21 protein-coding genes, 1 pseudogene and 1 riboswitch are annotated in these 25,263 nt (G+C 58.1%); of the genes and pseudogenes, 12 read left to right on the top strand and 10 right to left on the bottom strand.

All coding sequences use genetic code 11. The annotated features are described in order from the left end of the window. The first annotated feature begins 57 nt into the window (after positions 1-57). The 12 genes and pseudogenes from ACYQ11_RS13530 to ACYQ11_RS13475 all read left to right on the top strand — a co-directional run. On the top strand, positions 58-1,617 hold the full coding sequence (locus ACYQ11_RS13530; RefSeq protein WP_459924330.1) for a glycerol-3-phosphate dehydrogenase/oxidase: 1,560 nt from the start codon (positions 58-60) through the stop codon (positions 1,615-1,617). Between the two features lie 41 nt (positions 1,618-1,658). Further along, entirely contained in the window at positions 1,659-4,784 is a 3,126-nt protein-coding gene (locus ACYQ11_RS13525) for a PAS domain S-box protein (protein WP_459924329.1), read from the top strand. 158 nt (positions 4,785-4,942) lie between these two features. Next, complete coding sequence (locus tag ACYQ11_RS13520) at positions 4,943-6,166, top strand: ATP-binding protein (RefSeq protein WP_459924328.1); 1,224 nt, start codon at positions 4,943-4,945, stop codon at positions 6,164-6,166. A 10-nt stretch (positions 6,167-6,176) separates the two neighbouring features. After that, positions 6,177-7,616 (top strand): HD domain-containing phosphohydrolase, encoded by a 1,440-nt coding sequence (locus ACYQ11_RS13515; protein WP_459924327.1) that lies wholly within the window; start codon positions 6,177-6,179, stop codon positions 7,614-7,616. A 27-nt stretch (positions 7,617-7,643) separates the two neighbouring features. After that, positions 7,644-8,519, top strand: a complete 876-nt coding sequence (locus ACYQ11_RS13510; protein ID WP_459924326.1) for an HDOD domain-containing protein — start codon at positions 7,644-7,646, stop codon at positions 8,517-8,519. Positions 8,520-8,539: 20 nt separating this feature from the next. Continuing rightward, positions 8,540-9,400: a response regulator gene (locus tag ACYQ11_RS13505; protein WP_459924325.1), complete on the top strand. Its 861-nt coding sequence runs from the start codon at positions 8,540-8,542 to the stop codon at positions 9,398-9,400. Between the two features lie 23 nt (positions 9,401-9,423). After that, positions 9,424-10,080, top strand: a complete 657-nt coding sequence (locus ACYQ11_RS13500; protein ID WP_459924324.1) for a GTP-binding protein — start codon at positions 9,424-9,426, stop codon at positions 10,078-10,080. A 73-nt stretch (positions 10,081-10,153) separates the two neighbouring features. Beyond that, on the top strand, positions 10,154-11,560 hold the full coding sequence (locus ACYQ11_RS13495; RefSeq protein WP_459924323.1) for a sensor histidine kinase: 1,407 nt from the start codon (positions 10,154-10,156) through the stop codon (positions 11,558-11,560). Positions 11,561-11,601: 41 nt separating this feature from the next. Then, entirely contained in the window at positions 11,602-14,001 is a 2,400-nt protein-coding gene (locus ACYQ11_RS13490; protein ID WP_459924322.1) for an ATPase, T2SS/T4P/T4SS family, read from the top strand. A gap of 238 nt (positions 14,002-14,239) precedes the next feature. Continuing rightward, positions 14,240-14,896, top strand: a complete 657-nt coding sequence (locus ACYQ11_RS13485; RefSeq protein WP_459924321.1) for a TetR/AcrR family transcriptional regulator — start codon at positions 14,240-14,242, stop codon at positions 14,894-14,896. A gap of 52 nt (positions 14,897-14,948) precedes the next feature. Next, positions 14,949-15,359 (top strand): NUDIX hydrolase, encoded by a 411-nt coding sequence (locus ACYQ11_RS13480; RefSeq protein WP_459924320.1) that lies wholly within the window; start codon positions 14,949-14,951, stop codon positions 15,357-15,359. Positions 15,360-15,416: 57 nt separating this feature from the next. Then, positions 15,417-15,500: riboswitch (cyclic di-GMP riboswitch) on the top strand. 43 nt (positions 15,501-15,543) lie between these two features. Beyond that, positions 15,544-15,630 (top strand): annotated as a pseudogene (locus ACYQ11_RS13475) (LEPR-XLL domain-containing protein); the annotation flags it as partial. A 213-nt stretch (positions 15,631-15,843) separates the two neighbouring features. Here ACYQ11_RS13475 and ACYQ11_RS13470 read toward each other — a convergent pair. The 10 genes from ACYQ11_RS13470 to ACYQ11_RS13425 form a co-directional block, all read right to left on the bottom strand. Then, positions 15,844-16,383 (bottom strand): hypothetical protein, encoded by a 540-nt coding sequence (locus tag ACYQ11_RS13470; protein ID WP_459924319.1) that lies wholly within the window; start codon positions 16,381-16,383, stop codon positions 15,844-15,846. A gap of 1,020 nt (positions 16,384-17,403) precedes the next feature. Beyond that, entirely contained in the window at positions 17,404-18,030 is a 627-nt protein-coding gene (locus tag ACYQ11_RS13465) for a hypothetical protein (RefSeq protein ID WP_459924318.1), read from the bottom strand. 96 nt (positions 18,031-18,126) lie between these two features. After that, positions 18,127-18,345: a hypothetical protein gene (locus ACYQ11_RS13460; RefSeq protein ID WP_459924317.1), complete on the bottom strand. Its 219-nt coding sequence runs from the start codon at positions 18,343-18,345 to the stop codon at positions 18,127-18,129. A 674-nt stretch (positions 18,346-19,019) separates the two neighbouring features. Continuing rightward, complete coding sequence (locus tag ACYQ11_RS13455) at positions 19,020-19,247, bottom strand: hypothetical protein (RefSeq protein WP_459924316.1); 228 nt, start codon at positions 19,245-19,247, stop codon at positions 19,020-19,022. Between the two features lie 637 nt (positions 19,248-19,884). Then, positions 19,885-20,082 (bottom strand): hypothetical protein, encoded by a 198-nt coding sequence (locus ACYQ11_RS13450; RefSeq protein ID WP_459924315.1) that lies wholly within the window; start codon positions 20,080-20,082, stop codon positions 19,885-19,887. A gap of 87 nt (positions 20,083-20,169) precedes the next feature. After that, positions 20,170-20,586 (bottom strand): hypothetical protein, encoded by a 417-nt coding sequence (locus ACYQ11_RS13445; RefSeq protein ID WP_459924314.1) that lies wholly within the window; start codon positions 20,584-20,586, stop codon positions 20,170-20,172. An 858-nt stretch (positions 20,587-21,444) separates the two neighbouring features. After that, a complete protein-coding gene (locus ACYQ11_RS13440; RefSeq protein WP_459924313.1) occupies positions 21,445-22,038 on the bottom strand; it encodes a hypothetical protein in 594 nt (197 codons plus the stop codon). Positions 22,039-22,383: 345 nt separating this feature from the next. Further along, positions 22,384-23,157: a hypothetical protein gene (locus tag ACYQ11_RS13435; RefSeq protein ID WP_459924312.1), complete on the bottom strand. Its 774-nt coding sequence runs from the start codon at positions 23,155-23,157 to the stop codon at positions 22,384-22,386. 329 nt (positions 23,158-23,486) lie between these two features. Next, complete coding sequence (locus tag ACYQ11_RS13430) at positions 23,487-23,966, bottom strand: hypothetical protein (protein WP_459924311.1); 480 nt, start codon at positions 23,964-23,966, stop codon at positions 23,487-23,489. 538 nt (positions 23,967-24,504) lie between these two features. Then, complete coding sequence (locus tag ACYQ11_RS13425) at positions 24,505-24,993, bottom strand: hypothetical protein (RefSeq protein ID WP_459924310.1); 489 nt, start codon at positions 24,991-24,993, stop codon at positions 24,505-24,507. Positions 24,994-25,263 lie beyond the last annotated feature (270 nt).

Raw genomic sequence — 25,263 nt, 5'->3', positions numbered from 1 at the left:
TACATTCAGCATCCGACAACCCATCCGAAGACACAAAATCCTCTGGGAGGCATTGGCATGATACGCAGTGAAATGATGGCGCGACTTGAAAAACAAACGAAAATCTGGGACGTAATCGTCATCGGCGGAGGGGCCACCGGACTGGGTGCCGCCGTGGAATCCGCCTCCCGGGGGTACAGCACCCTTCTGGTCGAACAGGGCGATTTTTCGCAAGGGACCTCCAGCCGCAGCACCAAGCTGATCCACGGAGGCATCCGGTATCTTCAGCAGGGTAATATTTCCCTGGTTCTCGAGGCCCTTCAGGAACGGGGCCTGCTTCTTCAGAACGCGCCCCACCTGGTTCACCATCAGTCCTTTGTCGTTCCCAACTACAGCTGGTGGGAAGGCCCCTTTTACGGGGTGGGACTCAAGGTCTACGACATGCTGGCCGGAAAGCTGGGGCTCCGGAAATCCACGGTGCTTTCCCGTGAAAAAGTCATGAAGAAAATTCGTACGCTGGAACCCGACGGCCTCAAGGGCGGGGTGATCTACTATGACGGTCAGTTCGACGACGCCCGCCTGGCCGTGACCCTGGCCCAGACCGCCGAGGATCTGGGCGGCTGTGTGATCAACTACGCCCAGGTGGAGTCGCTGATCAAAACCGACGGCCTTGTCAGCGGCGTGCGTGTCGTCGACAAACTCGACGGCAATGAGTACGAGATTCGCGGAAAAGTCGTCATCAACGCCACCGGGATTTTCGTGGACAACATCCTGAAAATGGATGAAGGCGAGCATGAGAATATCATCGCCCCCAGCCAGGGTGTCCATATCGTCCTTGACAAGTCCTTTCTGCCCGGCGATGCGGCGATTCTCGTGCCCCACACCGAAGACGGCCGCGTTCTTTTTGCCGTGCCCTGGCATGACCGGGTGGTGGTTGGGACCACCGATACGCCCATCGACAAACCCAGCCTCGAGCCCCAGCCCTTCAAGGAAGAGCTGGATTTCCTTCTGGACCATGCGGCCCGTTACCTGACCAAGGACCCCGTGGCCAAAGATGTTCTGTCGGCCTTCGCCGGTATCCGTCCGCTGATCAATACGGGCAACGACAAAAAAACGGCGACCCTGTCCCGGGACCATCATCTGAACGTGTCGCCGTCGGGGCTGATCACCATCGCCGGCGGGAAATGGACCACCTACCGCAAGATGGGCGAAGACACCATCGATGCCGCCATTCCCATCGGTGCCCTGGATCCCCGGAAATCCCGGACCCGCAACCTCAGCCTGAACGGCTGGTCCGTGGATGACGCGGGAAATGCCCCTTACGAACTTTACGGCAACAACGCCCGCCTGATCAAGCGGATCGAAGCCGAGGACCCCTCGTTTTCCGGCCTCATTCACGAGCGCCTGCCCTACCGGTTCGCCGAAGTGGTCTGGGCCGTCAGGAACGAAATGGCGTTTTTCCTGGATGACGTGCTTGCGCGACGGACCCGTGCCCTGATTCTCGATGCCCGGGCCAGCATGGACGCGGCACCCGCCGTGGCCCGGGTCATGGCCCGTGAGCTTGGAAAGGATGAGGCCTGGGAGAAGGATCAGGTGGAACGTTACCTGGCCCGGGCACGCACCTATCTGGTTGACTGACGGGGACGCCCCGCGCTTACGAACCATTGAGGTAAAAACCTATGGAACACCGGGGACGGTCGACTGAATACGATGACCGCCAATCAGAAACTCACGCCCCCAGGGCCCTGATCGTTCACGGCGACGATACCCATCGTCTCCGTGTGAGCGGCCGGCTGGCCTCGGCGGGCATTTTCAGTCAGTCCTGCGGCTCCGTGGATGAGGCCCTGGCCGTCCTGTCCGTTCTGCCGCCGCCGGATCTGATCGTCACCGCCCTTGCCGTTCCGGGCCTGGACGGCCGGCAGTTCTGCCGGCTGCTTCGGTCCGGGATGTACCCGGCGCTCGTCTCTGTTCCGATTCTTGTGCTTTCCGAAGCCCATGCCGGTGCCGATCATGCCCGGCCACTGTCTAAAAAAGGCCCGATCGTCATGCTGCCCTGGCCGGGGGACAAAGCCCGGTTTGTCGAGACGGCCACGGCGCTGATCGAAGGCCGGCCCACCCGATACCCCTGCCGCATCCTGCTGGTCGGCGCCGCCGGCCCCGAGTCCCTTAACCTGATCGATCACCTTTCCCGACAGGGCTGCCGGGTACGGCAGGCCGGCGATGTGGACCGGGTCCGGGCATGTCTCAGTGAGCAAGCCGTTGATGCGGTCCTCATCGATGCAGGTGATGACGATAAAACCGCGCCTGCGGTCCTGGAGACGGTTCGGGCCCGGCATCCGGAAACGGTCTGCCTGGTGATGGTCGATCATGCCGATCCCGAAACAATCGCGGCCTTCATGCGAAAAGGCGCCGCCGATTTTCTGACAAAACCCGTTCACCCCCCGGACCTTCCGGACCTGCTCAATCGATTGAAACAGGAGCGCACCATGCTCCGGTCGGAAATGATGCTGACCGAAAGGACCCGGGCCCTTGAATTCAGTGAGAGTCATTATCAGTCGCTGTTCCAGAGGGCCCAGGCCGCCCTGTTCCGTACCGGCATCGCCGATGGCCGGCTGATCGCCATCAACGAGCGCTATGCCCGCATGGCAGGCTATCCGGACGTGCCAAGCTGCATGGCAAACTTCAATGCGGCCGAGTCCTGGGTCGATAGCCAAAAACGGGCCGAGATGGTGAAAACCCTGTTCGATCAGGGACAGATCCGGGATTACGAAACGGAGATTATCCGCGCCGACGGCAGTCGCATCTGGATTTTGTTTTCGGCCACGGTGTACCGGGACCAGGGTTTCATCGAAGGATCGATCGTCGAGATCACCCAGCGCAAACGCATTGAAGAGGCCCTTCGGGAAAGCGAGAAAAAATACCATGCCTTGTTTGATACCTTCCCCCTGGGCATCACCGTGACCGATCCCGACGGCCGTATTCTGGAGACCAATCCCACCGCCGAGCGTCTGCTGGGCGTGAAAACCGATGAACATCGGGCTCGCGGCATCGACGGCAGCGCATGGTCAATCATCCGGCCCGACGGCACCCCCATGCCCCCCGAGGAATTCGCCAGTGTCCGGGCCCTTCGCGAGCAGCGTCGCATCGACAATCAGGAGATGGGTATCGTCAGGGACGACGGCAGCGTCACCTGGATCAACGTGACGGCGGCTCCGCTTTTCCTGAGTCAATACGGCGTGGTGGTCACCTACGGCGACATTACCGACCGGAAACGGGCCGAGACCCTTCTGGCCGAAAGCGAGGCACGGTTCAAGGCCCTGCACAACGCATCCTTCGGCGGCATCACGATCCATGACAAGGGCTGCATTCTCGACTGCAACCAGGGCCTTTCGGACATCACCGGGTATACGAAAGACGAACTTATCGGCATGGACGGGCTGCTCCTGATCGCCGAATCAGCCCGCCCCCTGGTCATGTCGAACATCCTTTCCGGTTATGAAAAACCCTATGAAGCCGTGGGACTGCGAAAAAACGGAGAGGAATTTCCCATCCGACTGGAAGCCCGGAATGTGCCGTACAAAGGCAAGATGGTGCGGACCGTCGAATTCCGGGATATCACCGAGCAGAAAAAGGCCGAGGAAGAGCGGGAGACGCTCCAGGCCCAGCTGCTTCAGTCCCGGAAAATGGAGTCGGTGGGGCGGCTTGCAGGCGGCGTGGCCCATGACTTCAACAACATGCTGGGCGTGATTCTCGGTCACGCCGAGATGGCCATGGATCAGATCGATCCCGACGACCCCCTGGCCACGGACCTGACGGCCATCTTCGAAGCGGCGCAGCGATCGGCGGACCTGACACGGCAACTGCTCGTTTTCGCAAGGAAACAGATCATTGAGCCCCGGGTCCTGGACCTGAACCGGACGGTTCAAAACACCATGAACATGCTCAAACGTCTGATCGGCGAAAATATCGCCCTGGAATTCCGGGCGGCCGACGATTTAAAACCCGTGAAAATGGACACGTCCCAGATCGATCAGATCCTGGTCAATCTTTGCGTGAACGCGCGGGACGCCATTACGGGCGTGGGAACCATCGTCATCGAAACCGGCATGGTCAGCGGCAGGGTCAAAGCCCCGGCCGGTCAGGAGGCCGTCGCCGACGGAGATTATGTTCTTCTTTCAATCAGCGATGACGGCTGCGGCATGGACAAGGCCACGCAGGAGCGGTTGTTCGAGCCTTTTTTTACCACCAAGGAACTGGGCAAGGGCACCGGCCTGGGCCTTGCGACCCTTTACGGCATCGTCAAGCAGAACAAGGGGTACATCCATGTGGACAGTAAACCGGGGCTGGGCACGACCTTCCGCATTTACCTGCCCAGTCATGTGGAGACGGCCGGGGAACCTCTGATCGAACCGTCCCGCACGCCTGTTCACGGCGGACGGGAAACCCTTCTTCTGGTGGAAGATGAAGCGGCCGTGTTGCATATGGTCGAGCGGATGCTGACCCGGAAGGGCTATTCGGTCCTGACCGCCGGAACACCGGTCCAGGCCATGGCACTGTCATCCGCCCATGGCCGAAGCATCGACCTTCTGATCACCGACGTGATCATGCCGTCCATGAACGGCAGGGACCTGGCGGAACACCTGAAGTCGGACCACCCGGGCCTTCGGGTGCTTTACATGTCCGGTTACGCCGCCGACGTCATCACCGATGAGAATGATCTGGACGAGGACTCGGACTTCATCGGAAAACCCTTCGGTATCGACGACCTGGCCCGTGCCGTCCGCAGAATCCTGGATCGCCCCTGAGAGGGTGTGGGCGAATCGGCTCAAAAACGATATTCCCCTTGAACTTTGTATGAAATCTTCATAGAATAAGTCATCTCTTTTCAACAGATCATCCTGTTTTTTTTCTGCCGGTCTTTCGTTTGGTTTTTCTTAATCGTTTACGTTTTTTGGTTCTGTCCATGGATACCGTAAAGATTATTTTTGCCGACGACGATGTCGTCGCCCGGAAACTTGTCCTGAAGCTGATGCGGGAAGCCGATTTCAAGGTCATCATCGCGGAAAACGGCCGTGAGGCCTGGGACCTGCTCAAACGCACCGGCGCACGGGTGGTGGTGACCGACTGGAGCATGCCCGAAATGAACGGCCTCGATCTTTGTCGAAAAATTCGAAGTGAGATCCTGGATACCTATGTCTTCATTATCCTCATCACCTCGCGGAGCGACAAGGAGGACACCATCGAGGGCCTTCGGGCCGGGGCCGACGATTTTCTGGTCAAACCCCTCAATGTGGGTGAATTGACCGCCCGTATCCGCTCGGGAATCCGGATCATCGAGCTTGAGGATCGCGTCAAAAAAGCCGGCGAACAGCTGTATCAGTCCGAAAAGATGGCCTCGGTCGGCCAGCTGGCGGCCGGGGTCGCCCATGAGATCAACAACCCCACGGGATTTGTCAGCAGCAACCTGAAAACCCTGGCCGGCTACCAGAAAGACGTCAATGCGCTTCTGACCCGTTACCGGGAGCTGAAACAAACGATCAGGGGCGATGCCAACGAACGGTCCCCATCGATTTCAGAGGCCCTGGAGCTCATCGATCGAAAGGAAGAGGAACTGGATATCGATTATCTGATGAAAGACAGCGAAGACCTGATCGGAGAATCCCTGGAAGGTATGGAGCGGATCAAGAAAATCGTCATGGACCTCAAGGATTTTGCCCATCCCGGCGAGGATACCATGAAAGAGGCGGACATCAATGCCTGTCTCGATTCGACGCTCAACGTCATCTGGAATGAAATCAAATACTCGGCCCAGGTCAAAAAGCATTACGGCAACCTGCCCCTTGTGCCCTGCTTTCCCCAGCAGCTCAACCAGGTGTTCATGAACATGATCATCAACGCCTCACAGGCCATCGAGGGGGAGGGCGTCATCACCCTCACGACCGACCATGACGCATCGGGCATCACCGTCCGGATCAAGGATACGGGTAAGGGTATCCCCAAAGAGAATCTGAGCCGGATTTTCGATCCGTTTTTCACCACCAAGGAGGTGGGGAAGGGCACCGGCCTTGGAATGAACGTGGCTTACAACATCGTCAAAAAACACCGCGGAACCATCGACGTGGTCAGCGAGGTGGGCAAGGGAACGGAGTTTACCGTTCATCTGCCTCTGGATCAACCTTCCGCCTGAGAAGACGACCATGGGCAGAAACGATAATCTTCTGATTGTCGATACGGTTCCGGATGCTTTTTTCACGTGCGGGGACGGTTTCATGAACGAAGGTTTTAAACACACCATACTTTTTGTGGATGACGAAGAACCCATCCTGAACGCCCTGATGCGTCTGTTCAGGCGGCAGGGGTTCGAGCTTCTGACGGCATCGGGAGGCGAGGCGGCCCTTGCCCTTCTCGAAACAGAAGGCCCGAGGGTGTCGGTGATCGTCTCGGATCAGAAAATGCCGAACATGAACGGGGCTGTCTTTCTTGAAAAATCCAAGGCGATGTGTCCGGATGCGGTCCGCATACTCCTGACCGGTTATTCGGACATGGACGCCATTGTCGATGCGGTCAACCGGGGGGAGATCCATCGGTACCTGACCAAACCCTGGAACGACGACGAACTGGTCACGGCGGTGAAGAAAGCTGTGGAACAGTACGATCTGGTTGCTGAAAACAAGCGACTGCTGGCCCTGACACGGCGGCAGAACAAACAGCTCTACGACCTGGCCCGGAACATGGAAAAGAAGGTTGAGGAACGGTCCCGCCAGATCGTTGAAAAAAACAGGGAGCTGGAATTTCTCAACAAAGAACTGGAAATGAGCCAGTTGAACACCATCAGGGCCTTTGCGGCCCTCACGGAAATGACCCATCCCCACATGAAGGGTCATGGGAAACGGGTCAGCGATTTTGCGGTGGACATGGCCCGGGCCCTGGGGCTGGGCGAAGAGGAGGTCACGCGGATTGAAATCGCCGCCATTCTTCATGATATCGGCACCATCGGATTTTCCCCGGCATTGATTGACAAGCGGGCGGAGAATCGCTGCTCCGATCAGGACATGGCTCAGTACCGCACCCATGCCGTCGAAGGCCAGAGCATCCTGGCGTTTATCTCCGGTTTCGATGATGTGGGTCTCCTGATTCGTCATCACCACGAGCGATACGACGGGAAAGGGTATCCCGACCAGCTCGTCGAATCGGAGATCCCTCTGGGGGCGAGAATTATCGCGGTGGCGGATATCTATGACCGGTTGACTCATCTGCCCAAACCCAGGCGGACCTCTCTGGTCGATGCGTTCCTTGCGGACGGCGGTATGACCCGGGATGACCTGACCGACGACGAACTGATGCGTCAGGCGGCGTTGTTTCATATCAAGCAGCAGGCGTTTTCGGCCTATGACCCGGATATCGTGAAGGTGTTCATGGAGGTCCTCAGGCAGAGGGGGGTCAATCTGACCCGGGAGAGCCAGGTTCGCTTCAGCGCCTTGAAACCGGGGATGTGCCTGACCCGGTCCATCTACTCCCACAACGGCCGGTTTATTCTTCCCCACAAAACCGAACTGACGGAGAGGATCATTGCCAAGCTTTCCATCATTCTTGAAAACAATGACATTTCCGATGCATTTTATATTTTGAATTCTTAAACGGCGTTTCTTCGGAAGGGGTGCACCATGGACATCGATGCTTTTTTGAAAAAGCTGGAAAGTATCAAAGACCTGCCCACGCTGCCGGTGATCGCCTTCCAGGTGAACCGCATGCTGATGGATGCCGACACAACCATCCATGCCCTCAGCGAAACCATCAAAAAAGACCAGGCCATCGTGTCCAAATTGCTGAAACTGGTCAACTCGGCCTTTTACGGTGCCCGATCCCAGGTCGGTACGGTGCATGAGGCCGTGGTCCGGCTGGGATTCAATTCCGTACGGAACATTGTGATTTCCGTGTCCGTGTTTGACGCGTTTTCCATCAGCCCCGAACAGGGCGGCGGGTTCAACATCGAGGATTTCTGGAAACATTCGGTGGGGGTGGCCATCATCAGTAAATATCTGTCCGATCAGACGGGGATACAGGACCCTGACGACTGCTTCGTCAGCGGTCTGCTCCATGACATCGGTCTGATTGTCCTTGTCCAGTATTTCCCTGAGATTGTCGCCCGGATGGTGGCGCGCATGCGTGACGAGGGAATATCCATCTACGAGGCCGAAAAGGAAATCCTGCCGATCCGTCACAATAAAATCGGCGAGATGCTGGCCAGGAAATGGCAGCTTCCGGCCGGTCTCTGCGATACCCTGAAATACCATCACATGCCCATCCGGAGTGCGGTCAATCCGGAGCTTTTGACCCTGGTTCACGTGGCGGATATCATTTACAATCGATTCGCCGTGTCATCGATCAACCCCAAAAAGGACAACCGCACGCCGATCCTGACGGCCGTGGGAGCCGACGCGGCAAAGTCGTTGGAGAAACAGTTTCGATACGCGGAAGACTGGTTCCCGGATATCTATGAACACATCAAGGACGCCTGTCGTTTTTTTATGACCCAGTGAATGGCGTTTAGGAGGAGCCAATGAGTGACCAGGCGCCGGACAGGCCGCATACCGTTCTTTGCGTGGACGATGAAGTCAACATCCTTCAGGCGCTCAAGCGTCTGCTGCGAAAGGAGAACTACACCCTCCTGACGGCATCGAGCGGGGAAGAGGGACTTGAAATCCTGGCAGAGAACGATGTCCATCTGGTCATGTCCGACCAGCGCATGCCCCATATGAACGGGACGGAGTTTCTGGCGGTGATCAAGGAGAAATACCCCGACGTGATCCGGATTATCCTGACCGGATACACGGAGGTGGACGCCATCACCGACTCCATCAACCGGGGGCATATCTACAAGTTTTTTCTTAAACCCTGGAACGATGAAAACCTCAAGCTGGAAATCAACAAGGCCCTTGATCAGTATGATCTGATCAAGGCCAACAGGGAGTTGACCCAGGCGGTCATCGACAAGAACGACCAGTTGAAACGCATGAACGATCAGCTGGAGGAGAAGGTCCGTCAGAGAACCGAAGAGCTGGTTGTGAGGAATCAGGCCCTGGAACTGTCCCAGGCCGTTTTGGAGAATATTCCGTTTCCCATTCTGGGGATCAGCGAGGAAACCACCATCGTTCTGGTCAACCACAAGGTGTCGGAACTGAACTGGGGTTCTTCGGGTCCGGCGGTAATCGGTGAAAGCCTGTGTGACTATGTGGATGAGACCGTGATGGCCCAGGTCCGTTCTGTCCTCTCGGATCATCGGGGACGGCAGGTGGTGCCCTGGGCCGTCTCCGGCCGGTCTTTCTGCATGGATATTTCTCCCTTGACCGGGCCGTTCCTCGGCAAAGGTGTGATTTTGACCGTGAGTCCGCTGATCCCTGAGGGGCAGGAGAACCCATGACACATGTAAAAGGATAAATGGGGATGGCTGAGCTTGATGAGAAAGGCCGGCGGCTGACCGTAAAAATCGTGTATTACGGACCGGCGTTGAGTGGTAAAACAACCAATCTCATCCATGTGTACAACACAATCGGCCGGGCCTCCTGCGGTGACATGATGAGCATCGAAACCAAAGGCGACCGGACCCTTTTTTTCGATCTGCTTCCGCTGGGCGTGAAAACAAAGAGCGGGCTGACTCTTGTATTCAAGCTGTTCACCGTCCCGGGGCAGGTGGCCCACGACGCCACCCGGAAAACCGTGCTGTCACGAGCCGACGGCGTGGTGTTCGTGGCGGACTCCCAGATCAGCCAGGCCATGAACAATATGGAAAGTTTCGAAAATCTCGAGAACAACGTCCGTCGGCTGGGCATGGATTTTGGTCGTCTTCCCCTGGTGGTTCAGTTCAACAAGCGCGATCTTGACGACATAGAAACCGAGACGGACATCCTCGATTTGTGGAACCCCACGGGGATTCCCGTTCGTTTTGCCTCGGCCCTGCATGGCCGGGGGGTTTTTGATACCCTGGAGACCCTTCTCAAGTCGGTTTACGGGGTCCTTGATCCGTTCTTTAATCTGGCTGAGCGGTACAAGGTTTACCCGGAGGATTTTTTGTTTCCGATCCGGAACACCGGAAGGGACTGATCTCCAACCCGTCACGGAAAACGTTTCCGGCAGTTGGTTCGGCCTTGCCGGGAGTGAGCCCGGGAGAGAGACGATGACGCGTGAGAAAAAACACCAGGGCGACGGCATGACGGATATGCCGTCAGACCCGTTTGACCGGTCCTATGCCCTCGACGAACTGATGCCCGTGACCCATGTGGAACCGCTGCTCAGGGATCTGATCGATCTGGGGGTGGTTTATGTGGGGATCATCCGGCGGGACGGAAGCGTGTACTGCTCGACAGGGTCGAGACAACGGCTCCGAACTCCTCTGGAGGAACCGCTTCCGGAAAACCCCGACGACGGACCGATCCGCGTCCGGGATACCGTGCTGGTCATGCCCCTTTGCCATCAGTTCGACTGCCTGGCATTTTTATGGATGGAATTCAGTCCCGAGGATGACAATCGGGACAAATGGGAGCCGGCCATTCGATTCATCGCACGCATGCTTCTTCAGACCATCGCGACCAATTACAGAAATCTGATGACCTCGGGACTTCACAGCCAGGTGGTTCGGGAATCCTATGAGGAAATCAGTCACAAGAACGAACTGCTTGAAAAATCGGAACGGAAATACAGGCAGCTGGCGGAGAATCTGGAAAAGGAAGTGTTAAGGAAGAGTGAGGAGATCAGGGAAGCCCATACCCAGCTGATGCATCAGGAAAAGCTGGCGTCCATCGGCCACCTGGCCGCCGGCGTGGCCCATGAGATCAACAACCCCATGGGCTTTATCAGCAGCAATCTGAGGATGCTCAAGGAATACACCCGGGATCTTTGCCGGGCGTTTACCATCTATGACGAGCTCTGCGGGCAGTTCCATCGTCTGGGCGTGAACATGGAGCCTTCGTTCATGCATCAGGTGGAAGAGGGCAAAGATCAGATCCGGCGTCTGGATATCGATTATCTGCTCGACGACATTCCCAAGCTTCTCGATGAATCGCTGGAGGGGGCTGACCGGATCAACAAAATTGTTTCGGATCTCAAGGATTTCGCCCATCCCGGCGATGACAAGCCCACCAGCGCCGATCTGATCGAATGCATTGAATCCACCATCCGGATCGTGTGGAACGAGTTGAAATACAAGGCCAGGGTGATCCGACATTTTCAGGCCCTCCCCCGGATCACCTGTTTCCCCAGGCAGCTGAACCAGGTGATCATGAACCTTTTGGTCAATGCCGCCCAGGCCATCGACACCAACGGAGAAATTGAAATACGGACCCGGGACCTTGGGGACCGGGTCGAATTGTCCGTGCGGGATAACGGTCACGGTATCCCGGCGGACATCCGGGACCGGATTTTCGATCCGTTTTTCACCACCAAGGAGGCGGGCAAGGGAACCGGGCTCGGACTCAATCTGGTATACAACATCGTCAAGAAGCATCACGGCCGGATTCGGGTCGAAAGCACGGTGGGCACGGGAACGACCTTTGTGGTCACCCTGCCGGTGAATCCCGATCTCTGAGGCCTGTCGCCTCATCATGGAATTCTGAGGATGTATCGTTCATGGCAAATCTTTCATCGCTGTTTCTGGGAAAGTCCGACGAAAAAAAAGACGTGAAAGCCCCTGAGGCCGAAACGCCCCGGGCCCGCTACGGTATTTTGTTCGTCGATGATGAGGCGCACGTGCTTTCATCGATGAAACGCCTGTTCAGGCGGGAGAACTACTCGATCTTTGTGGCCGGGGGTGCATCGGAAGCCCTTGACATCCTTAAAAAGGAATCCGTCCAGCTGGTCATTTCCGACCACCGTATGCCGGGGATGACCGGTGCGGAACTGCTCAGCCGCATCAAGACCCTGTACCCGGAGACCATTCGTATCATGCTGACGGGCTATGCCGACGTCCAGGCCGTCATGGGAGCCGTCAACGAAGGGGCTGTCTACAAATTCATCACAAAACCCTGGAATGATGACGATCTCAGGCTGACCGTCAGCCTGGCCCTCGAACAGTACGACCTGATTCAGGAAAACAGGGCGCTTAAAAAGGAAAAGGCCCGCCGGCAGAAACAGATCAGCCGGCTGAACCGTTTTGTCAACAGCCACAGGAGTCAACTGGGCGTGCTTCTTCTGAAACACGGCATGATCGATCAACAGCAGCTGGACAAGGCCCTTGCCGTGCAGGCCAAAACCAACACCATCCTGCCCAGGGTCTTCATGGATCTGAAACTCTGTGACGAACAGGTTCTGTCATCCATCATTCAGAAAGACCTGCGGATCAATGTGGTGGACCCCGCCCAATTCAAGGTCCCCGCGGCGCTGGCCGCCCTGGTGCCCAAGGACATCTGCTTCAATAACGTCCTTGTGCCTTTGAAACGCGCCGAGGGGGTTCTGGTCGTGGCCATGGCAGACCCCACCGATTACGTCAAGATCGATGATCTGAAATTTATCGCCGGTATGCCCGTTCAGCCGGTGCTGGCGTCCCAGCGGGCGATTCATGACAAGATTGTCGAGGTTTACGGCCCGCAGGATGATCCCGATACCCTGATCGCCCAGATGGATATCACGGATCCCACGGAAACCATCGAAATCCTCATCGATGATGAGGAGGACGACATCGGGCTCGATGACCTCCTTTCGGAGAAAGACCAGCCGCCGGCGATCCGGATTGTCAACGCCGTTATCTCGGACGCCCTGCGTCACGGCGCATCGGATGTGCACATCGAACCGAAAACCGGTTACACGATGATCCGTTACCGCATCGATGGTCTTTTGTACGATAAAATCCACGTGCCCCTTACCATGCATCCCGCCATTGTCTCACGCATCAAGGTCATGGCCGAGCTGGATATCGCCGAGAGGCGTCGGCCCCAGGATGGACGGGTCACGGTGAAAACGTCTTCGAGGATGGTGGATATGCGCCTGTCCACCCTGCCGACCATCAACGGCGAAAAAATTGTGCTGCGCATTCTCGACCGCAATGGCCAGATCAAGGATGTCGGCGAGTTGGGCATGTCGGACGCGGATCTGGCCAAGGTTCAGCAGCTGATCAGCAGGCCCCAGGGCTGCATCCTGTCCACCGGTCCCACCGGAAGCGGAAAAACCAGCACCCTTTATTCCCTGCTTCAGAAAAATGCGACCGTCACGAAAAACTATACCACCATCGAGGACCCCGTGGAGTACTACATGGGCATGGCCGAGCAGGTGATGATCAGGGAAAAGATCGGCCTGACCTTTTCCACGGTCTTGCGGGCCATCCTCCGCCAGGACCCCAACGTGATCATGCTCGGTGAAATCCGGGATTTCGACACGGCCGAAATCGCTTTTCACGCAGCGCTCACGGGTCATTTGGTGCTCAGTACCCTCCATACCAACGGCACCGTGGCCTCCATCACCCGATTGAGGGACATGGGTATTCAGCCCTATGTTCTTTGCGATGCCCTGATCGGGATCATCGCCCAGCGCCTGGTCCGGAGAAACTGTCCCCACTGTCTGTGTGATGATCCGGTCTCCGATCAGACGGTTCGGGCGCTGAATCTCGAACCGGGGGACGGGGCGGTCCGTTTCAGACGAGGAGCCGGCTGCTCCGCGTGCCATCAGACGGGGTATATCGGCAGAATCGGTCTTTTCGAAGTGTTTCCGGTGAACGGAGAAATCAAACAGCTGATCCACGGCGGCGCCGGGGAGGGGGATATTCTGCGGGTCGCCCGAATCCTGGGCATGACCACGCTCCTCGAAGACGGCATCGAAAAAATCACGGCGGGCCTGACCACCTGCGACGAGGTGCTCCGGGTTCTCGGGCCCCAGAATACCCTGGAGATGACCTGCCCCCATTGCCGGCAAATCCTGACGGAACGATTCGACCACTGCTATCACTGCGGGGGGGCGCTGCGTTCCCGCTGCCGGGCCTGCAGCCGCCATCTGGAATCTGCCTGGAACGCCTGTCCCTATTGCGGTGAACGGGTGTAACATCCGGGTATTTCATCCTTCGGTTAAAAAAAATTTTACGCGCTGGATGATGGGGCGGGGTAGAACCATTTGAATTTTGTACACTTCATGGTTGTTTCCGGATAAGGCTTTTATTTCATTCGTGATTGATAAATCTAACTCCTTGACATCCGTTGGGATTCCGGATAAGTCTTGCCTGTATTGTACATGCTTCAAAAAATTGGGGAATCTTTAACAAAAACAGGGGAATCAATCATTTATGGAAGACTGGAAAAACACCCGAAAGGGGGAAAACACGCGAAAGCGGATTCTGCTGGCGGCGAGGAAGGTTTTTTCAAACCATCCCTACCATTCGGCCAGCGTCCGCATGGTGGGAAAGGCGGGTAATTTCGATCACCCGATCATTCATTATTATTTTCCGAAAAAGGCGGGGCTGTTCGATGCGGTGGTCCACGAACTTCTTGAGGAAATCAACACCTTTGCCAACACCTGGTACAAGGATCTGGACACCCTGACCATCCGGGAATCACTCTCGCTTAGCATCGACCGTTTGTTCGAGTTTCATTTCAACTCACCGGACCTGTTTCGGCTGATCATGCAGAACACGGCCCATGTGGAGGATGATTCGGATTTTCCGGCCCTCGATCATTACACGGCCTTTCATGAAAGCTTTCTGAAAACCTTTCAGGAAAAAATTCCGTATACCGCTCCGGATGAGGATGTCCGTCGTTTCGTTTACAGCTTTACCGTGGTGGTGACCAATTATCTGGGCGCAAGCTCGACCTATGCCCAGATACTGGGGATCAGCCCCAACAGCCAGACCTACCGCGACTGGGTCAAGGAAACCCTGATGTTCATTTTCCTGCCCCGGCTTCGAAAAATCATGATCTACGACGACAAAAAAAACGTCGGCTGACTCTTCCGGCGGCCCTGGAATCCCCGATTGCAGGGCCGCCCGGCATAATCCCATGAAACGCAAAGGCTGCAGCATTCTGTTTGTCAACCGCAGGAATCGTCTTCTTCTGTTTCTTAGAGACGATAAACCGGGGCTTCCCCATGCCGGGATGTGGGATCTTCCCGGGGGTCATGTGGAGGACGGCGAATCGCCGGACCAGTGCATTGTCCGTGAAATGAATGAGGAACTCGGCCTCGATCTGGACGACGTGTCCCTGTTCCGGATCTATGATTTCGAAGATCGCCTCGAGTACGTCTATGTCAAGGCATGGGATCCGGACATTACGACCCTGAAGATGACCGAAGGGCAGGGATTGCGCTGGTTTTCCGAGGACGATATCCGCACCACCGAACTGGCTTACGGTTTCAATCACGTCTGCCTGGATTTTTTCAACGAGAGAAAAGGTCAGGCGATTGCCCCATGATTAGATGTTGACAGGGCAAACGGGCTTTGATAGCTTGTTCTTTAACGTACAATCCCCAACACGAAAAGGCAAATCTACCGAAAGGTAAGGGCGCAAAGCCTCGGGTCTAACGATTTTTTTCATGACGGCCGGGCTTCCGAATGTGGGTGGTTTTTTTGTTCACCCCTTCAGTTGACGGACGCTCATGGGCAGGCGAAACACGACAACGGTGTTTGAGCTTGAAAATCTGGAACCCCGGCTGCTGTTATCCGCAGATCCGCTGTTGGGTTCCCTTGCCCTTTCTCTGGCCGCCGATCCTTCCGATGTGTTTCCCCAATCCACGGCTCCTGTGGCCGCCTGCGAGGTGATGATTCCCGAATCGGCTCTTGAGGCCGGTGCTTCGGGTCAGGCCATTTCAGATTATTCTCCCGCAGATGCTGCGGGCAGTCTTTTTGCCGGCCTGGGTCAGGATGATGATCCGGCTGATGAAACCGTTGATGACGGTTTAATGATGTCCGAGGCGGACGGGGTGAGCTTCCGGGATGCCTTGGGCGTTTTGGCCTATCTTTCCGATCGTCTGGAGCAGGACGCATTTGCGCGCCTGGAACAATCGGCACAGAGCGTCAGTTTGTCCAATCCTGATTTCAGGCTTGGTGAGTTTATCGGCACCCGGGTTGGCCCCGGTGTGGTTGACTACCTTTATAACAACGGCCTGGACCCGCCTTCCGCGGACGATTTGGCCGACTGGCTGAGCCCTGCCGGCGATTCTGCTGACGCGTTTACCATCGATCACGTGGACTGCGTTTATGATGCCCGGTCCCATACCCTTGTTTTCGAATTGACGGCCCGCTCCGATCAAACCGGTGATTTGCGCGTTGACGCGGCAAACGGTGCGGGAGATTCCGAAACCCTTGTCAGCGGATATCGTGCCCATCTTTATGTGGACCTGACGTACCGGATTGACCTTACCGATGTCCGGAACAGCCTTGTGGATCATTTCTATTTGGCCATCGATGTCGAAGCGGATCCCGACGCCGCGGATCACGCCGGGCTCTTGTCAGTCATGCTCGAAGGCTTCCGCCTTCATGCCGACCTGACCGTGACCGATCTGACCATCGGCGCGTTGGAAGGTTCTGGTGTATCTTTCGTATCGCTGGGCCAAGCGCTTGACATCCATGTTGATTCTGCTCAGATGTCCGGCCTTTCAGCCTCCCCGTGGACCGACTCCCTCGATACGGTTCTACCTTATTATATAGATGCCCATGCCGAAGGCCCCGTTGTCCCGAATGCCGAACCGGGAATGGACAGCCTCTCGGGTGATGTAAACGCTCGTTCGAACACCCCGTCTTTCGCTGCCGATCCGTCTGAATCGGGGCGTGAAACCGATGCAGGCCGTACCGACCCATCCGATGGGCCTGTTGTTGTCGTCGGTTCAGAAATTTCACATGAAAGCACCGCAGGTCCGGCGCTTCTTTTGAGCCATGCCGATGGAACCTCTCCGTCGCAGGCTGTCGATGCCGACAGCACCGACGGCCATCGGTCGCCCCTTGCCGAACCGACCCATGGTATTCCTACCTTTCATCTTTTTTCAGGAACCCTGTCCATAACGATACAGGGAAAAACGGTGGACTTTGCATGCACGCCCCTGAACAAGGAGCTGGAAGATCTGATCATCAAATCCAGTGGCAGCGAACGTTTTCAGCCGTCGGGAAATCAGGCAAGGTGTGATGATCCCATGGGCATGCCCGGACCGGACACCCCGGTTCAGGATGACGCGGCGGATGTGGCCGTCATCACCGCCACCCTTCCGGACATCCCCCGCGCGGCCCTGGCATTTTCGGCCGACAGCCCGGCTGATGAACCGGCCGTCGATGATCCCGCCGCCGTGGGTGACGGTTTTTCAAGTTCGGTGGTGTACAAGGCCGTCTATGATTTTTTCAATAACGCCGTGGATCCCCCTTCCGAGGCCCCGGTTTCTACCTTATTATATAGCCGCTCATCCGCTTCCCCCCAAACCGTCGATGCAACCGCATCACACCACATCATCCTTACACCCGATTCAACGTTAGACGGCGATCTTGTCATTGATCGCGGCAGTCGTCTGTCCGGTTGCGGGACCATCGATGGGGATGTGGTCAACCATGGGATCACAAGCCCCGGCAACTCTCCCGGCAAAATCACCATCACCGGTGATCATACCGAAAACGGCATTCTGGAAATGGAACTCTGGGGCACTGAACCCGCCACCGCCGAATCCCATGAGGGCGGATACTATGATGTGATGGAGATCGGCGGCACCCTGACTCTGGGCGATCTGGCCACCCTTCGCATCGTTCTTGGAAACGGTTTCACCCCTGAGTCGGGCATGAGTTTTACCCTCATCACCTTCGGCAGTCTGGCCGAGGGCGATGACTTTGCCGCCTACGAGGGCCTGGGCATCTACAGCGGCGATACCCTCATTCGCCTTTTGACGCCGGAATTCACCGACACCGGTCTGGTTCTCACGGTCACCGACGCACCGGAGGATGTCACGCTTACCGTCACCGGCGACGCCGGTATGAAAGACGCTCTGGCCGCCGTCATGGCCGGTGTGTCCGAGACGGCGACAGTCACCGGCTCCTGGGACATCCGGGAGCAGGTTATCGAGGGAACGTTTACCTTCACGCGCTCCGGCGGCATCGTTCTCGCCCATGCCGTCATCGACCGGTTGAACTTCTCTGCCGGTACAGCGGGTGTGGATTCTGTCCGCCTCGCCGAATTCTCCGGCGAAGGATCGCTCATGATCAACTCACGGGGCGTCGCCGGACATGCCGATCTTGTTTTGACCTCCGGATCGGAAGTCAGCGGGTTTGATTTCGACGCCGGCGGTTCCTTTGAACTCGATGTGAACACCACCGGCGAACTCGTCACACAGATCGGTGACGAAACACTGGCACGTTCTCTTGTCGCCCTGTCCGAAACCGATGTTTATGTTCGGATTTTTTTCGACGGCATTGTGAATGTTCACAATCAAATTATCGATGGCGACTTTGAATTTTTAAAAAACGGAAATGATGTTTCGATTTCTGCAAACATAGAATCGATTTTGATTTCCGTCGATGACAAAACCGTTTTTGATTTTTACGGAAGCGGTTCGATGATTCTCACTGCGCAGGGTGTGACATCGACCATCGCAGTTGCGCTCCGTGAAAATTTTGTTGCGGGCCTTGAAAATTTTTCAGGCAGCGGCGCTTTTGAAATTTCAATCGACACCACGCAAAATGAAAATTCATTTTTAAGAATCGGCATGGCGGGTTCGGTTGTTCTTTCCGGTCAATCGCTTTCCGGAAATTTTATTTTTGAAAAAGAAAATGAATCCGTTCAGATTAATGTATCTGATTCGGATCTCAAACTTGGAAGCGGAACAGCGGATTTTGTCAGTGTGCATATCGATGCAGCGGTTTTGTTTTTGTCATCAGGCGGTGTGGCAGGCCGGGTTGACAATGCGGCTGCATCATTTTCCATCGACGGATTTGAAATCGATGCCGCCACGGTGAATGTGCTGGTCAACACGCGGGGTGTGGACGTGAGTCTCGATGGTGGTGCGATTCTTCTTGCCGCCGGTCCCTATGTGAAACTCGAAGCGGAAAACGCTTCGGTCACGTTGAATCAGGATGCGGGCCGCGCCCTTTCCGGTGATTTTTATTTCGACCAGCGCACGGCGGCATCCGGTGTGACCACGGTGCGGATGGCTGCCATGGAACTGTCTGTGACCATCGGTGGACAGGCGCTCGCCTCGGGCCGTGGGGCCTTCGTCATCACCTCCCGGGGGCTGGCCGGTGTGGCGTCGGGAACCATGGGCGAGGCCACCGCAGGTCTGCGGATCAACCTCACCGGCGCACCCGTGGACGAAACGCTTGTGATCGGCACGGAAACCACGCGCATCCGGTTTACGACATCTTCCGATGTCTTTGAATTTTTCGGAACCGGAACCTTTCGGATCGGTGATTTTGTGGTTATCGAAGGAACCGTCACCCTGGACGGTGACGGCCGGTTCTCGGCAGATAACGCCCTTGTTTTCTTCGGAAACGGACCGGCTTACATCGATGCGACCACGGTGAATCCCAATGCGCTTGGCGTCCTTATCACCGATGCCACCGTTGGACTTTACTCACCGGCCGATGGGGAGTTTGTCTTTTACGCGGAAGGGAACGCCGGCCTTCTCGGTGTGAGCGGGCTTGGCGCGGACATGACCGGGGCTGCAATCCGGTTCAACAACACGGCGTCCGATCAGAACGTGATCCTTCCCGACGCCTCATCCCTTACGATCACCGCGGGCAGTCGGTCCTTTTCTGCCCATCTTGGCCTGACCGTTCTTGGCCAGACCCTTGAGGGGGATGTCAGCTTTTCAATGTCGGCAGAGGGTGGACTCGAAGCCGCTTTGACCGATGGAATCTTTGCCGTGGCCGATGCCACAGGCACCCTGGTCCAGCTCACCGGCATCGAGGGCGTTCTTATGATCGATGACGGCGGCATGGCCGGACGCCTGACCGTGCCCGGTGCGTCCCTATCCGTGGGCGGCCTGTCCTTTAGCGGTCAGATTCGTCTTGCCGTGAATACCCTGGGGCAGGCCGTGGACCGCACGGTGGGCGGCGCAGCCCTGGTTCTGCCGGCGGGCCCCTTTGTCCGGGTCGAGATCGGCGGAGCGACCCTTAATATTAATGATGTGGTGTTGTCCGGTGCCTTTGTGATCGAGCAGACCCACAACACCGGCGGAGACGCCGTGACGGCTGTGGCCTACACCCAGGACGGCGCCTTCACGCTGGGCAGCGGCCTTGTTTCCATGACCGGGTCAGAGGGGCTGTTTCTTCTGTCCGGTGCGGGTCTGGCCGGAACCATGACGGGATCGGCTGCGCTGACCCACGGCGATCTGGATCTGTCCGGAACCGTTTCCCTTTCGGTCAATACCACGAACGCCGCCGTCAGCGGCTCCATGATCGTGGCCGGACGGACGGTCACCCTGACGCTGGCCTCGGGCGACTACCTGCGGCTTACCGTCACCCAGGCCGTGATGAACGTCCTGGGATTTTCTCTCAGCGCCGATGCCTTTGCATTCGAACAGACCGAAGGTGACGCCGGCCGCGTGAATGTGGCCGGGTCCAACCTGTCCTTCCGTCTGCGTCTTGGCACCCAGAGGATTCTCGCCCTTCAGCAGGCAGACTTCGCCTTTATCCTTACGCCGGACGGCATCATCGGCGCCGTCAGCCATGCCGTTTTTCTGGGACCGGATTTCGGCGGCGACATCACCCTTTCCGGAACGGCGGCCCTTGTGATCAATACCACCGCCATCGAGCAGACATTCGACATCGGTGGTACCCCGATGACGGTCACGGCGGCGGCCTCCGGGTCCTATGTCCGGGCCCTGCTCGACAATGCAGTGATCACCGTCATGGGCAACCGGCTTACCGCCGAAACGCTTGTTTTTGAAAAAGACGGTGAGACCGTGAACGTCACGGGCTCAAATCTGGATTTCATCCTCCGGGCCGGAACCCGCCGCATCATCGGCATCGATGATGCGTCCTTTGCCTTCCGTTTTACCGAATCCGGTATCGCCGGTGCGCTGACGGTGGCCGCGTTCACGGGACCGGATCTTGCCGATGTGGCTCTGGAAGGCGCGCTCCGTCTGGTCTTCAATACCACCGAAACCGCCCAGACCTTCGATGACGTAGCCGGGGAAACCATCACGGTGACTGCCGCAGCGGCTGACTCCTCCTACTTCCGCATCGAGATCGGTGAAACCGCACCCGATGCCCCGGCGACCCTCACGGTGCTGGGCGCACGGCTGACCGCCGACCGCCTCACCCTTGAAATCAGCGGCAGCCGGGTCAGCCTTTCCGTCGAAAACCTCGACGTCCTGATCGAAGCCGGAACCACCCGGATCATCGGGATCACCGGCGGCTCCGCATCTTTCGTGTTCACGGAATCCGCTCTGACGGGTGTGGCAACGGTCGACACCTTCCTGGGTCCGGACCTCCCCGATATGACGCTTGACGGTTCCCTGATCCTTCGGGTGAACACCGGGGCCCTTGATCAGACCCTGACGCTGGGGGCGACGTCCTACACTGTCTCAGGAAGCGAGGCCGGTTATGTGAGGGTGGATGTGAACGCAGCCTCGTTCACCCTTCTCGGTCAGAGCCTCAGCGCCGACCGCTTCACCTTTGAAAAACACGGCGATGCCGTGACGGTCCTCGGGCAGAGTGTGAGTAGCATGCTGTCCGCCGGAGTTACCCGCATTATCGGCCTGACTGACGCGGATGTGGCCCTCAGGTTTACTGAAAACGGCGTCAGCGGCGCCCTGATCAACGCCCAGGTTCAGGGTCCCGACCTGCCGGGCATCGTTTTGTCCGGAACCGTGTCCCTTCTGATCAACACCCTGACCGATGCCGCCACCATCACGGTGGGCGGTGACACCGTGTCCCTTGCCGCAGGCAGCGGGGCAGGGTATGTGCGGGCGGTTATCCGCCCGGCGATGTTTACCTTGTTTAATAACGCCTTCACCGCCGACAGCCTGGTCTTTGAAGCGTCGGGCAGTACCGTCACCGTGGGCGGTGAGAATCTCGATTGCGTGCTGAAAGCCGGAACCACACGGGTCATCGGACTGGAAGACGCCGATTTCGCGTGGGTCTTCACCGAAGACGGCGTGGCCGGCGCTCTGGTCCACGGCGCCCTTGTGACCCCCGATTTCGGCGATGACATCGTTCTGGGCGGAGACGCCATGCAGCTCGCCGTTCGATTCAACACCACCCAGAGTGCCTTTGCGGACCTGGCCGGGGTGGCCGTGGCCGGCGCCGATCCGGACGGTTTTTTTATCCAGGCGGAACTGACCGACGCCCTGGTTTCTGTTCTCGGCGTTTCGCTTTCAGCGGACCGTTTCACCTTTGACGCCCGTCAGACCGAAGGCGGTGACACCCTGGTGGATCTTGTCGCCGTCAATCTGAGGCTGACCCTGGGCGATGGAAACGCCCCCTTCGTCCAGATCGCCGGCGGCACCGTGGCCCTGACGTTTTCAGCCGAGGGCATGGCCGGGTCGGTCACGGGCGCCGCTTTGACGGCCCAGGTTCCGGGCGTGACGTTCACCGGTCTCTTCGATGTGTCCATCGATACCCGATCCGCGACGGACAAGACCTTTGACATCACAGGCACGTCCATTCACCTGACCGTGGCCGGTCAGACCCTTTCCGGCAATCTGGTGATCGACCAGCTGACCGACGACGGCGGCGAGACCCGGGTCCGTATGGCTCTGAGCGGCATGACCCTCGATATGAACGGACGGGCCAGTGTGACGGGCGGGGAAGGGGTCTTTTTGTTCAACAGCCTGGGCCTCGCCGGGTCCATGACGGCCACGGCCGGATTCAGTCTGCCCGGCGTCACCCTGGCCGACGCCGATGTGACCGTTCAGATCAACACCACCGCCGTTTCCGTGAACGAGAGCCTGGTTCTTGGCGGCGATACCCTGACGCTCTCCCTTCCCACCGGGCCCTATGTCCGCATCCAGGCGATGAATGTGGTGATGGGCATCAGCGGCATCAGCATCACCGGCCATGTGGCCATCGACCAGAGCAGGCGGGCCGATGACAGCCTGATCACCCGTCTGGCCGTATCCGGTGCCTCGCTGACCTATGACGGCAACGGCATCAGCGGTGCCGAAGGGGCCTTGATCGTGGTCGCAGACGGCGTGGCCGGAACCCTGGCCGGTGAGGTCGCCTTTGTCGGTGACGGGGCAGGGGGCGGATTTTCGGCCGGAGGCAGCATCGGCCTGCGCATCAACACCACCACCCAATCCTTTGATGAAACGATCGTCATGGCAGGAACGACGGTAAGGATCACCTTTACGGCACCCGCCGAGGCAGCCGTGGGCGGCACGCCCTATCTGATGTTGTTCGGATCGGACCTGACCCTTAACCTGGGCGGCTTTGTCACCATCGAGGGTGAGGACATCCAGTTTACCAACAACGCCTTTTCCGGCGCAGGCCTCAGTCTGTTCATGGGCCAGGGACCGGCCCGGATTCCCAGTGCCGACGCGCCGGACGGCTTCGTGATCAACCCCTCGGCCCGGGGCTTTCTGCTTTCCGATGCCGTGGTGGGGCTGACCCGGACCCCGGACAACCTCTATGCCCTGTATGCCGAAGGCCAGGTGTCCATTCTGGGTGTCTCAGGTGATGTGGCCCTGTCGGGCACGGCGGTGATCCGCTTCAACAACACCGGGTCGGAGCAGATCCTGTCCATAGCAGGCGGCACCACCCGCACCGTGGCCGCAGATGCCCGCAGTTTTTCAGGCACTCTGGATCTTACGGTTCTGGGCCAGGTGATCCGGGGCACCGTGTCTCTGGACCGGATGGCCGACGACAGCGGCGAGACCCTCTTTACCCTCTTTTTCACCGGTGTGACCCTGGATCTCGGCTCAGGTCTCGTCACCCTCAGCCAGAGCGCGGGGCAGAGCGGCCTGTTCGTGATGAACCAAGGCGGCATCGCAGGGACCATGAGCGCGGACATCACCGTGAACGCCTCACCGGATGTCGTGTTTGGCGGGGGCTTCGGCCTTTCCGTGAACACCATGGCCTCGCCGGTCAGCCGCAGCGTGAGTGTCACGGTGGGCGGTGACACCCATGACCTCGTTCTTGACCTTCCGGCCGGGGCCTATGTCCGGGTGACGGGCGAAAACGTGACCTTGTCCGTTTACGGCAACACCCTGACCGGTGATGTGGGCCTTGAACAGACGGCGGCAGGCGACGTGGCCGTCCTTCTTTCCGGAATCAGCCTCACGCTGGGAAGCGATGCCGCACCGCTGGCCACGGCCTGTGACGGTGAGGGCGTTTTCCTGTTAGATAACCAGGGCCTTTCCGGTGATCTTGCCCTGTCCCTGTCCGTTCAGGTGCCGGGGGTGGATTTCTCCGGCGCGTTCAGGCTTCAGGTGAACACCGGCAGCGCTCCGGTCAACCGGACCTTTACCCTGGGCACCCGCACCGTGTCCATTGCCTTGACCGACACGGAATTTTTGAGAATCGCGGGAACCTCTGTGACCCTGACCGTTTCCGGTCAGAGCCTGACGGCCAATGTCGCCGTTGACGTGAGAACGGGCACGGACACCCGCATCGCCCTGTCCTTTGCGCAGGTGTCCCTGATCTTTTCAAGCGGCGGCACCCGCCTGGTGTCCCTGACCGGGGGAACGGGCGCCTTTGAATTGTCCGCCTCGGGCATCAGCGGTACGGCCTCGGCCCAGATCACGGTGAACCCCGTGACGGGTCTTGGTCTTAGCGGAACCGTCAGTCTCACCATCGACGGCACGGACCTTTCGGTCGTCGCCGGAACGGTGGGCGCGCCGGTTCAGGTGACTCTTTCCGGTCAGACCCTTTCCGGCATCTTTGCCTTTGCGAAAACCGTCACCGCCGATGACCAGAGTCTGATCGTGCTGATGGTCGACGATGCATCGATGACCTTTGCAAACGGCGGCGCGACCCTGGCCTCGGTCACGGACATCGACGGTGTCGTCGCCCTGTCCGCCGCAGGGACAGCAGGCACCCTTCAGGCCCGGGTCCGTGTGGACCAGCCCGGCCTTGTTCATCTCGATTCCCTCATGTCCCTTGCCGTCAACACCGGCACGTCGGCGGTGTATCACGATGTGACCCTGCCCGGCGGCGTTACGGTGCAGATCAGCGTCCGGGCCGGACCGTTCTTCCGGCTGGAAGGCGAAGCCATCGCCCTGACCGTGCTGTCCCAGACCCTCACCGGCCGGTTCACCCTGGAGCAGGCCTACCGTGAAAACGGCGATGCCATCCTTTTTATTGTCGTAAACAACCTGAACGTGTCCCTCGAAAGCGGCGGGGTGGCCCTGACCCTGTCCGGCGGCAGCGGCGCCTTTGCCCTGACCGCAGGCGGCATGGCCGGA

Source organism: Desulfatiferula olefinivorans (genome assembly GCF_054657895.1).
The sequence above is the reverse complement of the archived record's forward strand: the minus strand, read 5'-3'. Positions and strand labels throughout refer to the sequence as shown.

Bases quoted from the DNA above. Each gene is read 5' to 3' on its own strand.
- ACYQ11_RS13530 (WP_459924330.1), top strand. From the start codon at position 58: ATGATACGCAGTGAAATGATGGCGCGACTTGAAAAACAAACGAAAATC.
- ACYQ11_RS13525 (WP_459924329.1), top strand. From the start codon at position 1,659: ATGGAACACCGGGGACGGTCGACTGAATACGATGACCGCCAATCAGAA.
- ACYQ11_RS13520 (WP_459924328.1), top strand. From the start codon at position 4,943: ATGGATACCGTAAAGATTATTTTTGCCGACGACGATGTCGTCGCCCGG.
- ACYQ11_RS13515 (WP_459924327.1), top strand. From the start codon at position 6,177: ATGGGCAGAAACGATAATCTTCTGATTGTCGATACGGTTCCGGATGCT.
- ACYQ11_RS13510 (WP_459924326.1), top strand. From the start codon at position 7,644: ATGGACATCGATGCTTTTTTGAAAAAGCTGGAAAGTATCAAAGACCTG.
- ACYQ11_RS13505 (WP_459924325.1), top strand. From the start codon at position 8,540: ATGAGTGACCAGGCGCCGGACAGGCCGCATACCGTTCTTTGCGTGGAC.
- ACYQ11_RS13500 (WP_459924324.1), top strand. From the start codon at position 9,424: ATGGCTGAGCTTGATGAGAAAGGCCGGCGGCTGACCGTAAAAATCGTG.
- ACYQ11_RS13495 (WP_459924323.1), top strand. From the start codon at position 10,154: ATGACGCGTGAGAAAAAACACCAGGGCGACGGCATGACGGATATGCCG.
- ACYQ11_RS13490 (WP_459924322.1), top strand. From the start codon at position 11,602: ATGGCAAATCTTTCATCGCTGTTTCTGGGAAAGTCCGACGAAAAAAAA.
- ACYQ11_RS13485 (WP_459924321.1), top strand. From the start codon at position 14,240: ATGGAAGACTGGAAAAACACCCGAAAGGGGGAAAACACGCGAAAGCGG.
- ACYQ11_RS13480 (WP_459924320.1), top strand. From the start codon at position 14,949: ATGAAACGCAAAGGCTGCAGCATTCTGTTTGTCAACCGCAGGAATCGT.
- ACYQ11_RS13465 (WP_459924318.1), bottom strand. From the start codon at position 18,030: ATGGGCGAGAACGATGCCGCCGGAGCGCGTGAAGGTAAACGTTCCCTC.
- ACYQ11_RS13445 (WP_459924314.1), bottom strand. From the start codon at position 20,586: ATGGCTGACGGCGCCGATGATGCCGTCCGGCGTAAGGATAAAGGCGAA.